Origin of the sequence: Mesorhizobium sp. M0478, from assembly GCF_040321305.1 — a bacterium.
Classification (GTDB): Bacteria; Pseudomonadota; Alphaproteobacteria; order Rhizobiales; family Rhizobiaceae; genus Mesorhizobium.
This window is the reverse complement of sequence record NZ_JAMYRH010000012.1, coordinates 100,970-113,650: the sequence shown is the minus strand read 5'-3', so window position 1 is coordinate 113,650 and position 12,681 is coordinate 100,970. Positions and strand designations below refer to the sequence as shown.

Below are 12,681 nucleotides of genomic sequence, written 5' to 3'. Positions count from 1 at the left end.
CTGAAACAAGGCGGCAGGGGAAGTTTCCTGCTGCCGCCTTGGCCTGACAGAAGTGGAGACAAGACCCGTCAATGCCAAGCCAGAACATATGGATACTTCTCACTTGGGGACCCGATGGCTGGATTGACGATATTGCCTATGGCGCACTGGTCACCATTGCGCTCGCGCTGGCGACACTGCCGATCGGCCTGACGATCGGTTTTTTCGTCGCCTGGGCGAAACAATCCGAAGAGCCGTCGCTTCGCGTGGCTGCCAACATCTACACCACGGTGTTTCGCGGACTGCCGGAACTGGTGACGCTTTTCCTGTTCTTCTTCGGCATGCCGATCCTCTTGCAGTATGTCATCCGTCTGTTCAGGCCGGAAGCGACGGTCGATGTCGACAGCTTCTTCGCCGGCATGATCGTGCTGTCGCTGATCTTTTCGTCGTATTCCAGCGAAGTCTTCCTGTCGGCCTTTCGCGCCATTCCGAAGGGCCAGTATGAGGGCGGCTATGCGATCGGGCTGTCGAAATGGCAGACGATGCGCAAGGTGATCCTGCCGCAGCTGCTGCGCATCGCCTTCCCCGGCCTTGAGAATTGCTGGCTGAGCCTGCTCAAGGACACGGCCCTGGTGTCGGTCGTCAACCTGGCTGAAACCTTGCGCAACGCCGGCGTGGCGGCCCGTGTCACCAAACATTCCTTCCTGTTCTACAGCGTCGCGGCGATGGTGTTCCTTATCCTTGCCATCCTGTCGTCGATCGCCACCGGCTTCATCCTGCGTTCGCTCGGGAGGAGGGAGGCACGATGAGCGTCGTGACGCGCGCCGCCGTCGACATCGAGAAGCCACCACCACGGGCGCGAGGCTGGCCGCGGGCCCGTATCGTCGGCTACGCGCTGGTCGGCTTTTGGATCCTGTTCGGCATCGGCATCGCCGTCTATCTGGTTTACGCTTGGAATGGCGAATTCTTCGCCAGATACGCGCCGGCCTATCTGCAGGGCTTGGGAACCACGCTTGCGCTGGTGGCCATCTCGATGGTGCTCGGCGCGCTTTTTTCGCTGCCCGTCACCTATGCCCGCATGTCGAAGAACCGCTATCTGTCCGTCCTGGCCTATTGCTACGTCTACTTCTTCCGCGGCACGCCGCTGCTGGTCCAGGTCTATCTCGTCTATTACGGCCTGGGCTCATTCCGGGTGCAGCTCGAATCCGTCGGGCTGTGGTGGTTCTTCCGCGACGCCTTCAATTGCGGTGTGTTCGCCTTCGCGCTCAACACCGCCGCCTACCAGGCCGAAATCCTGCGCGGCGCGATCGAGAGTGTTCCGAGGGGCCAATGGGAGGGCGCTGCTTCGCTCGGCCTGCACAAGCTGCAGACGCTGCGCAAGGTCGTCCTGCCGCAGGCCTCTATCGTCGCGCTCCGGCCCTACGGCAATGAACTCGTCTTGATGATCAAGGCTTCCGCCATCGTTGCCATCATCACCGTCTATGATTTGATGGGCAACGCGAAGCTGGCCTACGCCAAGTCCTTCGACTTCCAGGCCTATGTCTGGGTCGCCATCGTCTATCTGGTGATGGTCGAGATCCTGCGCCACGGCGTCGAATGGATCGAGCGACGGATCACCATTCATCTGATCCGCTGAGCGGTCGGCTGTACCAGTCGATCGGCTCATGCGCGTCTTGACGAATGGCGCGTAGAGCCTAGAGCTTTCCAAGACAATTCCGTTCCGTCTGAAGGGCAAACTCATGGCATCTGTGGCATTTCTCGGTCTTGGCGTGATGGGCTATCCCATGGCCGGGCACCTCAGGAACAAAGGCGGCCACGACGTCACCGTCTACAACCGCACCGCGGCGAAGGCGGAACAATGGGTGGCCCAGCATGGCGGCAAGTCTGCCGCGACGCCGGCGGACGCCGCAGAGGGCCAGGATTTCGTCTTCTCCTGCGTCGGCAATGACGACGATCTGCGCTCGGTGACGACCGGGGCCCATGGCGCCTTCGCCGCGATGAAAAAAGGCGCCGTCTTCATCGACAACACCACCGCTTCGGCCGAAGTCGCGCGAGAACTGGCCGACGCCGCTGAAAAGGCCGGCTTTTCCTTTCTCGATGCCCCGGTCTCCGGCGGCCAGGCGGGCGCTGAAAACGGCGTGCTGACGGTGATGGTCGGCGGCGAGCAGGCTGCCTTCGACAAGGCCAGGCCGGTCATCGACGCCTTTGCCCGCATGGTCGGGCTGATGGGTCCGTCGGGCGCCGGCCAGCTCACGAAGATGATCAATCAGATCACCATTGCCGGGCTGGTTCAGGGACTGGCCGAAGGCATCCACTTCGGCAAGAAGGCCGGGCTCGACATCGAGAAGGTCATCGAGGTGATTTCCAAGGGCGCTGCCGGGTCCTGGCAGATGGAGAACCGACACAAGACGATGAATGCCGGCAAATACGATTTCGGCTTTGCCGTCGACTGGATGCGCAAGGATCTCGGCATCTGCCTCGATGAAGCCGACCGCAATGGCGCGCGACTGCCGGTGACCGCCCTTGTCGACCAGTTCTACAAGGATGTGCAAGCGATGGGCGGCAAGCGCTGGGATACGTCGTCCCTGCTTGCGCGACTGGAGAAGTAGGCGTTCGCAATGGCCGAGCTTTCGCCCCAATCGAGCGCCGATGAGATCGTCGCCCATTTGCGCTCGATCGGCTCGGAAGACAATCGCCGCGGCATGCTGCGCTACGGCATCAAGATCGAACGCGCGCTCGGCATCTCGCATGGCATGCAGCGGCAGATCGCCAAAAAGATCAAGCGCAACCACGAACGAGCCTTCGAGCTTTGGCAGACCGGCATCATGGAGGCGCAGTTCATCGCTTCCGTCACGGCCGACCCGAAGCGCTTCTCAGCCGCGGATGCACGACAATGGGCGTCGTCCTTCGATTCCTGGGATATCGTCGACGGCGTCTCCGATCTCTTCGTCGACACGGACGCCTGGAAGGAGCTGATCGAGGAGTTCGCGGCGGACGAGCGAGAGTTCGTTCGGCGCACGGCCTTTGCCATGATGGCCTGGTCCGTCGTGCACCGGAAGCAGGAGCCGGTAGCGACCTTCCTCGGTTTCCTGCCGATCATCGAGGCGCATGCCACCGACGGCCGCAATTTCGTGAAGAAGGCGGTGAACTGGGCGCTTCGTTCGATTGGCAAGCGCTCGATGGAGATGCACGGCGCTGCCCTTGCCGTGGCCGAACGACTGGCCCAGTCGACCGACAAGACGGCGCGCTGGATTGGCAAGGACGCTGTCAGGGAGCTCACCAACGCCAAGATCATCGAGCGGATCGCCGCCAGAAAAGGCTGACCTGGCAACCCGTTCGCCGACGCAACCTGGCCGCCGGCTCTCGCAGACATATGATGCGGCTCAAGCGTTGACGCAATTGGCCAGGACGTCTTTACTCGGCCTATGACCAAACATCTCCAATCGACCCTCGCGCTTGCAGCCGCGTTGTTGACAGCCGGTACCTTCGACGCCTCAGCGCAAACCGCGCATATCTTTTGGAAGGATCTCCGCCCGGCGACGCAGGCGGTGGCTGAAGACGCCGGTCTGCCGATGATTGCGGCAAAACTGCCCGATCATGGCGAGACATTGTCGCTCAACCTGCAGGACAAGATGGTACAATTAGCCGGCTATGCATTGCCGGTCGACCGCGATGGCGACCTCGTCTACCAGTTCCTGCTGGTGCCGTGGACAGGCGCTTGCAGCCACATGCCGACGCCGCCGCCCAACCAGATCGTGCTGGTGACGCCGGCCCGTCCCTACAAGATGTCGCAGGCCTATGAGTCGGTTGCCGTGACCGGCGCCTTGCGGCCCGGCTTGGAGAAGAGCCAGTTGTTCATTCTCGACGGCGTCAGCATCATCCAGTCCGGCTACACCCTACGCAAAGCCGATGTGGTGGCAGTCGACACGGTGCCGGACACGATCACGCTGCCGGTCAACTCGCCCTGGAGTTTCCTCAACAAAAATAAAAACTAAGCGCCGCCTGCTTGTGCAGCGTCAACGCCCAGTCATGGACAACCGCGCTCAGGCCGCGTTGGCGCCGGATTCCTTGTCCAGCAGCATGTAGTCGAGCGGCATTTCGGTGGTGTACTTGATCTGCTCCATGGCGAAGGACGACGACACGTCGCGGATCTCGATCTTGGCGATCAGCCGCTTGTAGAAGGCGTCATAGGCGGCGATGTCGGGCACCACGACGCGCAGGAGATAGTCGACGTCGCCGCTCATGCGGTAGAATTCGACCACTTCGGGAAATTCCTGGATGACTTCCGAGAAACGCCGCAGCCATTCATGGCTGTGCGAATTGGTGCGGATCGACACGAAGACGGTGACGCGCACATTGACCTTTTCGTGGTCGAGGATGGCGACGCGCCGCTTGATGACGCCCTCTTCCTCCAGCTTCTGGATGCGGCGCCAGCACGGCGTCGTCGACAGGCCGACTTTCTTGGCGACATCGGCAACCGCGAGCGTCGCGTCCTCCTGCAGGAGGCGGAGAATTTTTCTGTCGAGGCGATCCATTAAGGTGCTCCTGGTGCAGGCCGCGTTCCCTCGGGCGCGACGCGCTTTGGGAATAGATTGGCTATACTCCCTCTTATTTCGACCTTTCACAAGAAAGAAATTCTGCCGGATGGCACAAAAGCGAGTGATATCTTGCTTAAAGTCTAATCTATGCGATAGCGGATTTCCGATCTCAGAAACGGCAGCAAATCCATTTCAAACCATGGATTCTGCTTCAGCCATCCTGAGTTGCGCCAGGACGGGTGTGGCAGCGGCAGCACTTTCAGGCTGGCCGGCGCATCCCAGATGGTGCGCCAGTCCTTCACGGTTTCGGTCAGCGACGGCCGGCGCGTGGCGCCCATATGCCAGGATTGCGCGTAGGAGCCGATTGTCAAAACGAGGTCGATCTGCGGCATCAGCGCCATCAGCGGCGCGCGCCAGGCCAGCGCGCATTCTCGGCGCGGCGGCAGGTCGCCGCCCTTTGCGTCCTGGCCGGGGAAGCAGAACCCCATCGGCACGATGGCGAATTTATCCGTGTCGTAGAATTCCTCGCTGGTTACGCCCAGCCAGCTTCGCAGCCGGTCGCCGGACGGGTCGGTGAACGGCATGCCGGACGAATGCACCTTTGTGCCTGGCGCCTGGCCGGCGAGCAGGATGCGGGCGCTGGATGATGGCAGCAGCACCGGGCGCGGCTCGTGCGGCAGTGGCCTGCCGACCGGAGTGTCGACGCAGATGCGGCAGGCGCGGACCTTTGCCGTCAAGCGTTCGAGTTCCGCCTCCATCAGGCGGAAGCGCTCGGACGGCTGGAGACGGCGCTGTACCAGCGCAGCACGTTTGTGCACTCGTCCGGCACTTTGATGCGCGCCGGTTTCATGAAATCCATGGCGATCATGCCGGTGATATCGGCGATCGAATAGGCGTCACCGGCGGCGAATTCGCGGTTTGCCAGTTCGGGGTCGAGCAGTTTCAGGAATTCGACCGCTTTCGCCTTGTTGGCCTCGCCCCATTCGGGGATCTGCGGAATTTCCCATTCCTTCATCGCCGGATGGATGTGGCGAAAAGCCTGGGCGACGCAGCTGAGCAGATTGAACTCCATGCGCCTTTGCCACATCTCGACCTTGGCCTTGCCGAGCGCGCCTTGCCCGAACAGCGCCGGTTCGGGATGCAGTTCCTCGAAATAGCGGCAGATGGCGACGGATTCGGTGAGGATGGTACCGCCGTCGAGCTCGAGCACCGGCAGCCGCTGCAGCGGGTTGCGCGACCTGACCGGCTCCTGCTTGTGCCCCATCGCACCCATGTCGACCGGCACCAGCGGCACTGCGATGCCCTTTTCGGCGAGGAAAACCCGCACGCGCCGCGGATTGGGGGCGCGGCCGCCGTCGAACAGTTTCATGCTTATCCTCCCGATCTGGTCCTTCAACTATAGTGCTCGTCACCAGAAGCGAAACATCTCTCGCAAGGCGTCACCGACCGAAGCCAGGGTGCCGTGCTTTCTTTCGAGCGGGCCGCCGTGGTGGCTTTCGCGCCAGTCTTGCGGCTCATCGAACGTGCCGGCCCAGATGCCAACCTTGCCGGCGCGGGCAATGGCCTGCTCGGTGTCGAAATCGCCATAGGCAATGGCCCAGCCGGCCTCAACCTGGGCCCGGTTGAGATCCTTGCCGCCGGCCTTGCAATCGCCGAGCAGGCGGCCGTAGCGGTCGCGCTGCCAGCCGCTGCAGGTCACCGGATTTCCTGATATCAGCCGCACCAGCGCCTGGCGCGCCAGCCTGCCGCAGGCGTAGTCTGCGCCATCCCTACGGCAGATCTGCTGGTATTCCGGAGCGTCGATGCCGCGCATGCGGATACGTTCGGTGCCAAGAGTGAGTGAATCGCCATCGTTGACGATCGCCACCCCTTGCGCCTTGCGCGTCTCGAAACGGTCGAGGCGTGCGGCGAGCAGGATCAGCAGGCCGAGCAGAATGACCGTCAGCGCGTAATCCAGCAGCTTGCGCCACAGGCTTCGCGGCGGCGGCGGATAGTATCGCCGGCGCGGCCTTGGCGACCACGAACGGCTCATATGGCAAACAGTCTCTTAATCATTCGAACGTAGCTTAACGAATTGAGATCGCTGCGCGCATAAATCGAAGTTTCCATGCCTCTGCTACGCTCGAACACAGCGGATAAATTCATTGTGGACCGCCGGAAACCGCACCGCAACAGCGATGTGGCGCGCGCGGTGCGCAAGACGCGCGACCGTCTTTCGCAGCAGGTTGGCAATCTCGACTTCGACCGTGAACTGCTGAAGCTGCATGCCGGGACCATGGTGCGCGGCGCAGCCGTCATCCCACTGCTGGTGTTGGCGGTCGCGGCGGCCGGGCTGCTGGCCGGTGTGGACAAACAGATCAGCGTCTGGGCGCTGTTCACCCTGATCTGCTATTCGATCGTCGCCTTCATGGCGCGCCGCGTCGAGCGCACCGAAGCCGCCGAGCTCAATCCTGTTCACACCCGCAGGGATTTCCTGATCGGACATTCGCTGTGCGGCCTCGGCTGGGCGTGGTTCGCATGGCTCGGCTGCGCCACCTGCCAGATCGACCAGTTCCAGGCCGCCAAGGCGGTGGTGCTGCTGCTGGCCATGGCGGCGACCGCTATCATGGCGTCGTCCTTGCGCGGCTCTCTGCTTGCCACCTTCGTCGTTCCGGTGGCGGTCTATGCCTATGCTGAAACGAAATTTTGGGTGCCGGTCGGGACGATCATGGTCGCCCTGCTGGTCGCGGCATTGCCGTTCTTTGCCTATATCGCGCGCCATCTCAACCGCTCGTCGCTGATACTTCTGTCCTTCCGCTCCGAAAAGGACGCGCTGCTCGCCGAGGTGGAGACAGCGAAATCAATGTCGGACGAAGCTCGTCGGCGGGCCGAAGACGCCAATCTGGCGAAGTCGCGCTTCCTTGCTTCTATGAGCCATGAGCTCAGGACGCCCCTCAACGCCATTCTCGGTTTTTCCGAGGTGATGGCCAATGAGGTGCTCGGGCCGATGAGCAACCCGACCTATCGCGACTACGCCCGCGACGTGCACGATTCCGGCCAGCATCTGCTCGACCTGATCAACGAAATCCTCGATCTGTCGCGCATCGAGGCCGGCCGCTATCAGCTCAACGAAGAGCCGGTGATGCTGCTCAACATCGCCGAAGATTGCTGCCACATGATGGAATTGAAGGCGCGCAACAAGGACATCCGCATCGTCCAGGATTTCGAAAGTGCCCTGCCGCGGCTGTTCGCCGACGAGCGCGCGGTGCGGCAGATCACGCTCAACCTCCTGTCCAACGCCATCAAATTCACCGCCACCGGCGGCGAAGTTCGCGTGCGCGTCGGCTGGACGGCGGGCGGTGGCCAGTACATTTCGGTCAAGGACAATGGGCCGGGCATACCGGAGGACGAAATCCCGATCGTGCTGTCCGCCTTCGGCCAGGGCTCGATCGCCATCAAGAGCGCCGAACAGGGCACCGGGCTCGGGCTGCCGATCGTTCAGGGCCTGCTCGCCATGCATGGCGGCGAATTCGAACTTCAGTCGAAATTGCGCGAAGGCACCGAGGCAATCGCCATCTTCCCGCTCGCCCGAGTGATGGAGGAACTGCCGGCGCTGCCGACAAAGGCGGTCGCGGCGGCTCGCCGACGCTGACAGCTTGTTCTAGGCTTTGACCGCCGCCGCCATGCCCGAACTGGTAAGCGCCGCCGCCTTGACCAGACCGGCGGCAAGGGCGGCCCCTACCCCTTCGCCGTGGCTGATGCCGAGATCGAACAGCGGCCTGAGGCCGAGCCGCTCGGCGGCAAGCCTTTGGCCGGGTTCGGGCGACTGGCTGGCCAGCAGGCAATGGTCGAGCGCACCCGGGTTGGCGGCATGCAGCACGGCAGCGGCAGCGGTCGCGGCGAAGCCGTCGAGCAGCACCGGGATTTTTTGCATCCGGGCGGCGAGGATAGCGCCGGCAATGGCCGCGAATTCGCGGCCGCCGACCCGGCGCAGTGCTTCCAGGGGGTCCTTCAGAGCCGCACCATGCAAGGCGACGGCTTTATCGACTACATCAGCCTTGCGCGCCTGCATGGCCGCGTCGGCGCCCGAGGCGGGGCCGACCCAGTCGGCGCCGCTGCCACCGAACAGGGCGGCGCACAAAGCCGCCGCAACGGTGGAGTTGCCGACGCCGAGATCGCCGAGGCAAATCAGATCGGAGCCACCGGCAATGGCTTCCATGCCGAAGGCCATGGTGGCGGCGCAGCCGCGTTCGTCGAGGGCGGCGTCCTCGGTGATGTCGGCGGTCGCAATGTGCAGCGCCAGATCGAACACCTTGAGGCCAAGATTGTTGGCGACGCAAATCTGGTTGATTGCCGCACCGCCGGCGGCGCACAGCTCAACGGCGTTTGCGGTCGCAGCGACAGGGCGCGGCGAGATGCCGTGGCGGGTCACGCCATGGTTACCGGCGAAGATCGCCACTAGGGGCCGGTTCACCGCCGGCGGGGCGCGCCCGCTCCAGACAGCAAGCCAGGCGGCGATGTCCTCGATACGTCCAAGCGAGGCTTTCGGCTTGTCGGCCTTGGAAAACAGGGTGGGCCCCCTGTTTTGCGCGCCTGTATAGGCAGGCGGCAGGCGCGCCAGCAGATTGCGAAAGTAGTCGAAGGGCAGCGCGCGGGTGATGTGGGTGCTGATCATTCCCTGTGGTTGATCAGCGGCATAACCGCCTTGCCCGGCCGGCACAACTCCCCTCGACATTGGCGCGAAAGCGGTTGCCCGCGCCGCATTCCGAAGGGCTTGCATTGGCTTTGCCGTTGCACCATGTGGAGATGGAACGAGGGATTCCGGACGGAACCTTCAAGAGAAAGTCATGACGGCCATCGAATCCCCGTGCATCCTGGTCTGTTCGATCGACATGAAAACCGGCTTCTGCTTCGGCTGTGGCCGCACGCGCGATGAAATCGGCGCCTGGATGGGGATGACGCCGGAGGTACGCCGCAGCGTCATGGCCGAGTTGCCGGCCCGATTGGAAACGGTCGAGCGCCGGCCGCGCCGGGAAACACGCCGCAGCCGCATGGCGCGCGAGCGCGACGTCCTCTCTTGAAACGGCAGGTCCAATGAACCGGCTGTTCTGGATCGTGATGGCGGCAATCGGCCTCGGGCTGGTGCTGCTGATGATCAACAACGACGCCGGCAGCACGTTCGGCATCGAGAATTACGATTTCAGCCGTCTGGTCTGGCTGGGGGCGATCGGCTTGCTGGTCAGCGCCGGCCTTGTCCGGTCCGGCAGGCCGCTCGGCGTCATGGCCCGCAATCTCGGCACGTGGGCCCTGATCGTGCTGGCGCTCGTCGCCGGCTACCAGTACCGCTACGAGTTGCAGGATTTCGCCAGCCGGGTGACGGCGGGCCTCGTTCCCGGCAGCCCGCTGGCGCTCGGCGTCGAGGACGGCCATGCCACCGTGACCCTGGACAAGGCCGACAGCGGCCATTTCGAGGCCCGCATCACGATCAACGGCGCGCCGATCCGCACCGTCGTCGATACCGGCGCCACCAGTACAGTGCTCACCGCCGAAGACGCGCAGGCGGCCGGCTTCAATCCGGCCGCGCTGAGCTTCACCGTCCCGGTCTCGACCGCCAATGGCATGGCACGCGCCGCTTCGGTGCGCACCGACGAACTGGCGATCGGCGGCATCGTGCGCAAGAACATGCAGGTGATGGTCGCCGCGCCCGGCGCGCTCAGCCAGAGCCTGCTCGGCATGAACTTCATCGGTTCCCTGTCGGGTTTCGACGTGCGCGGCGACCGGATGATTCTGCGCGACTGAACTGCCTAAGCGGCCTTTTCAACACGGTCGAAATCGACGGCAGCGAACGCTGCCTTCAGCACATCCGGTCCGGCGCCGGGTTTCGTCGCGTCGGTGGACAGTATCTGCCGGAAGCGGCGCGCGCCCGGCAGGCCGTGGAACAGCCCGACCATGTGGCGGGTGACGTGGCCGAGCCGCCCGCCCTGCTCGATATGCCGCGCGGCGTAGTCGGCCATCGTGTCGATCAGCGCGGCAAAATCGTAGGCGCCGGCCTTGTCGCCGTAGAATGCCGCGTCGACGCCGGCCAGGATGCCTGGCGTGTGGTAGGCGGCGCGGCCAAGCATGGCGCCATCGACATGATCGAGGTGGCGAGCCGCCTCTTCGAGCGATTGAACGCCGCCGTTGATGCCGATGAATTTGTTCGATTTTCCCGCTTTGAGGCGATAAACCCTGTCATAGTCGAGCGGCGGGATGTCGCGATTTTCCTTCGGGCTCAGACCCTCCAGCCAAGCCTTGCGCGCATGCACCCACAGCGCGTCGGCGCCGGCCGCGAAAACGCCGTCGGCCAGCGCGTCGAGCGCGGGCTCCGGATCCTGCTCGTCGACGCCGATGCGGCATTTGACCGTCACCGGGATTTTCACCGCCGCCTTCATCGCCGCCACACAATCGGCGACGAGGTCAGGCACTTTCATCAGGCAGGCGCCGAACGTGCCGGACTGGACGCGGTCGGACGGACAGCCGACATTGAGATTGATCTCGTCGTAGCCGAAGCCCTCGCCGATGCGCGCCGCCTCGGCCAGCTTTTGCGGATCGGAGCCGCCGAGCTGCAGTGCCACCGGATGTTCGGTCTCGTCAAAACCAAGCAGCCGCTCGCGCGCACCATGGATGACAGCGTCCGCCACCACCATTTCGGTGTAGAGCAGCGCACGCTGCGTCAACTGGCGGTGGAAGAACCGGCAATGCCGGTCGGTCCAGTCCATCATGGGTGCAATAGCCAGTCTATGATCTTGATTTTTCAGCATTTTTTCTTTAACATCAAATCGTTAGAGCAGCCCGAGTGCACGCGAATTTACGCCAGAATACGACCCTTTTCGCCACGTTTCGATCTCTCAGTGCACACGGAGCGCACACGAGAAAATGGCCACCTACACAAAACTCTCGTCCGGTTCATGGCGTGTCCAAGTCCGTCGCAAGGGTCGCTACGTTAGCGAGACCTTTCTGCGCCGAGACGACGCCAGGCGCTGGGCAACCTAAACCGAGCGCCAAGTCGATCGCGGTGAGACGCCGACCAAGTCCGTATAGCGCGCCTGAAAACTTTCGGCGAACCCATCGACCTTCATATCGACGACATGTGCGATGTAGGCAAGTCCCCTCGCCGCTCCAAGGCCGCAGCCCTCGATATGCTCCAAAGACATCTGGGGAAGTGCAACATAGCTGCCCTTGATCGCGAACGGCTCATTCGTTTTGGTCGCGACCGGGCCGCCCAAGGTGCCGGACCGATGACGCTCGGCATCGACATTGGCTTTGTAAAACTCATTCTGGCTCATGCCGCTGCGGTGCACGGTCTGCCCGTCAAGGTCGAACCGGTTGATCTCGCGCGTATTGCCCTGAAGAGGCTTCGCGTGGTTGGAAAGGCCATCAGCGCGACAGGCGCCCGACGCAGGATGAACTCGACAGGCTCATCGGTCACTTCGTGTCACCATGACGACGTTTCAGATAGCCCATTTAGATGGGCCCGTTGCCATCCGATGATTTAGCGGGCTTAGGTTATACTGGCCCGAAGGTGGAGGAGCGCATGCCGGGGCAGTTTGCAATCGGGGTCATCGGCTACGCTGTCGCGGTAAACTTGCTGGCTTACACCACCATGTCGTTCGACAAGGCTATGGCCAAAAACGGTGCCCAACGCATTCCAGAGTCGACGCTTCTTACACTCGCCATCATTGGCGGTAGCATCGGGACTGTGATCGCGCAAAAGACGATCCGGCACAAGACGCGCAAGGAGCCGTTCCGCTCCAGCCTCGCTCGCATCGTCCTGCTCCAAGTCCTCGCGGTAATCGCGATTGAAGTGGGATTGCTCTTTCCGGGATTGCCCGAAGCGCTCTCGCAATTACTGACATTCGGAGGCGAATTCGGGGGCCTCTAGTTTCAAGGGTGTCAAGAGCGGACGTTCAAGCGGCACCGGATCAGCGATGAATGCCGGCGCGCGCCCTACCGGAACCGACCCCGACTGCTGGCCATCAATGCGCGGCTAGCGTCAACCTTCGCGAAAAAGGGACGAGCATCGGCACCTTTCGCGAGTACGCGTCGTATTCTGGAAAGGCGGCCAAGGACAAGACGCGTACTTCGTTCAACATCCACCGGTATTGAATGGCAAAATTCACTGCGAGGAGCCAAGAATCGCGATCGT

Annotated in this window: 16 protein-coding genes; 9 read left to right on the top strand and 7 right to left on the bottom strand. The window is 62.9% G+C overall.

Annotation, left to right across the window (positions count from 1 at the left end):
• Positions 1-71 precede the first annotated feature (71 nt).
• The 5 genes from NKI64_RS24895 to NKI64_RS24875 all read left to right on the top strand — a co-directional run bounded on the left by NKI64_RS24895 (position 72) and on the right by NKI64_RS24875 (position 3,974).
• Positions 72-788 carry an ABC transporter permease gene (locus NKI64_RS24895; protein ID WP_023708353.1) on the top strand — a complete coding sequence of 239 codons (717 nt, stop codon included), beginning with the start codon at positions 72-74 and terminating at the stop codon, positions 786-788.
• Positions 785-1,615 (top strand): ABC transporter permease, encoded by an 831-nt coding sequence (locus tag NKI64_RS24890; RefSeq protein ID WP_352670643.1) that lies wholly within the window; start codon positions 785-787, stop codon positions 1,613-1,615. The genes NKI64_RS24895 and NKI64_RS24890 overlap by 4 nt, the downstream gene beginning before the upstream one ends.
• Positions 1,616-1,718: 103 nt before the next feature.
• Positions 1,719-2,588: an NAD(P)-dependent oxidoreductase gene (locus NKI64_RS24885; RefSeq protein WP_023669009.1), complete on the top strand. Its 870-nt coding sequence runs from the start codon at positions 1,719-1,721 to the stop codon at positions 2,586-2,588.
• Between the two features lie 9 nt (positions 2,589-2,597).
• Positions 2,598-3,302 carry a DNA alkylation repair protein gene (locus NKI64_RS24880; RefSeq protein WP_352670640.1) on the top strand — a complete coding sequence of 235 codons (705 nt, stop codon included), beginning with the start codon at positions 2,598-2,600 and terminating at the stop codon, positions 3,300-3,302.
• A gap of 102 nt (positions 3,303-3,404) precedes the next feature.
• Complete coding sequence (locus NKI64_RS24875) at positions 3,405-3,974, top strand: DUF3299 domain-containing protein (RefSeq protein ID WP_352670637.1); 570 nt, start codon at positions 3,405-3,407, stop codon at positions 3,972-3,974.
• 48 nt (positions 3,975-4,022) lie between these two features.
• On the opposite strand, the gene NKI64_RS24870 is transcribed toward NKI64_RS24875, so the two are convergent.
• The 4 genes from NKI64_RS24870 to NKI64_RS24855 all read right to left on the bottom strand — a co-directional run bounded on the left by NKI64_RS24870 (position 4,023) and on the right by NKI64_RS24855 (position 6,549).
• Positions 4,023-4,514, bottom strand: a complete 492-nt coding sequence (locus NKI64_RS24870) for an Lrp/AsnC family transcriptional regulator (protein WP_023669013.1) — start codon at positions 4,512-4,514, stop codon at positions 4,023-4,025.
• Between the two features lie 143 nt (positions 4,515-4,657).
• Positions 4,658-5,275, bottom strand: a complete 618-nt coding sequence (locus tag NKI64_RS24865) for a uracil-DNA glycosylase family protein (RefSeq protein WP_023688514.1) — start codon at positions 5,273-5,275, stop codon at positions 4,658-4,660.
• The gene (locus NKI64_RS24860; protein ID WP_023688515.1) at positions 5,275-5,886 is read right to left on the bottom strand and encodes a glutathione S-transferase; all 612 of its coding nucleotides are present in this window, start codon (positions 5,884-5,886) and stop codon (positions 5,275-5,277) included. The genes NKI64_RS24865 and NKI64_RS24860 overlap by 1 nt, the downstream gene beginning before the upstream one ends.
• A gap of 39 nt (positions 5,887-5,925) precedes the next feature.
• Entirely contained in the window at positions 5,926-6,549 is a 624-nt protein-coding gene (locus NKI64_RS24855) for a thermonuclease family protein (RefSeq protein ID WP_023669016.1), read from the bottom strand.
• A gap of 75 nt (positions 6,550-6,624) precedes the next feature.
• Between NKI64_RS24855 and NKI64_RS24850 the strand changes: the two genes are divergently transcribed.
• Complete coding sequence (locus NKI64_RS24850) at positions 6,625-8,148, top strand: sensor histidine kinase (protein WP_023669017.1); 1,524 nt, start codon at positions 6,625-6,627, stop codon at positions 8,146-8,148.
• A 9-nt stretch (positions 8,149-8,157) separates the two neighbouring features.
• Here the strand turns inward: NKI64_RS24850 and NKI64_RS24845 are convergent, their stop codons facing one another.
• Entirely contained in the window at positions 8,158-9,156 is a 999-nt protein-coding gene (locus tag NKI64_RS24845; RefSeq protein WP_352670754.1) for a nicotinate-nucleotide--dimethylbenzimidazole phosphoribosyltransferase, read from the bottom strand.
• A gap of 187 nt (positions 9,157-9,343) precedes the next feature.
• On the opposite strand from NKI64_RS24845, the gene NKI64_RS24840 reads away from it, so the two are divergent.
• Both NKI64_RS24840 and NKI64_RS24835 read left to right on the top strand, forming a co-directional pair.
• Complete coding sequence (locus NKI64_RS24840; RefSeq protein ID WP_023824914.1) at positions 9,344-9,577, top strand: DUF1289 domain-containing protein; 234 nt, start codon at positions 9,344-9,346, stop codon at positions 9,575-9,577.
• A 13-nt stretch (positions 9,578-9,590) separates the two neighbouring features.
• A complete protein-coding gene (locus tag NKI64_RS24835; RefSeq protein ID WP_023726599.1) occupies positions 9,591-10,295 on the top strand; it encodes a TIGR02281 family clan AA aspartic protease in 705 nt (234 codons plus the stop codon).
• Positions 10,296-10,300: 5 nt separating this feature from the next.
• On the opposite strand, the gene dusA is transcribed toward NKI64_RS24835, so the two are convergent.
• Both dusA and NKI64_RS24825 read right to left on the bottom strand, forming a co-directional pair.
• A complete protein-coding gene (gene dusA / locus NKI64_RS24830; protein WP_023726600.1) occupies positions 10,301-11,296 on the bottom strand; it encodes a tRNA dihydrouridine(20/20a) synthase DusA in 996 nt (331 codons plus the stop codon).
• Positions 11,297-11,524: 228 nt separating this feature from the next.
• On the bottom strand, positions 11,525-11,821 hold the full coding sequence (locus tag NKI64_RS24825) for a hypothetical protein (RefSeq protein ID WP_023726601.1): 297 nt from the start codon (positions 11,819-11,821) through the stop codon (positions 11,525-11,527).
• A gap of 248 nt (positions 11,822-12,069) precedes the next feature.
• Here NKI64_RS24825 and NKI64_RS24820 point away from each other — a divergent pair, with 248 nt between their 5' ends.
• The gene (locus NKI64_RS24820) at positions 12,070-12,417 is read left to right on the top strand and encodes a DUF1294 domain-containing protein (RefSeq protein ID WP_352670632.1); all 348 of its coding nucleotides are present in this window, start codon (positions 12,070-12,072) and stop codon (positions 12,415-12,417) included.
• Positions 12,418-12,681 lie beyond the last annotated feature (264 nt).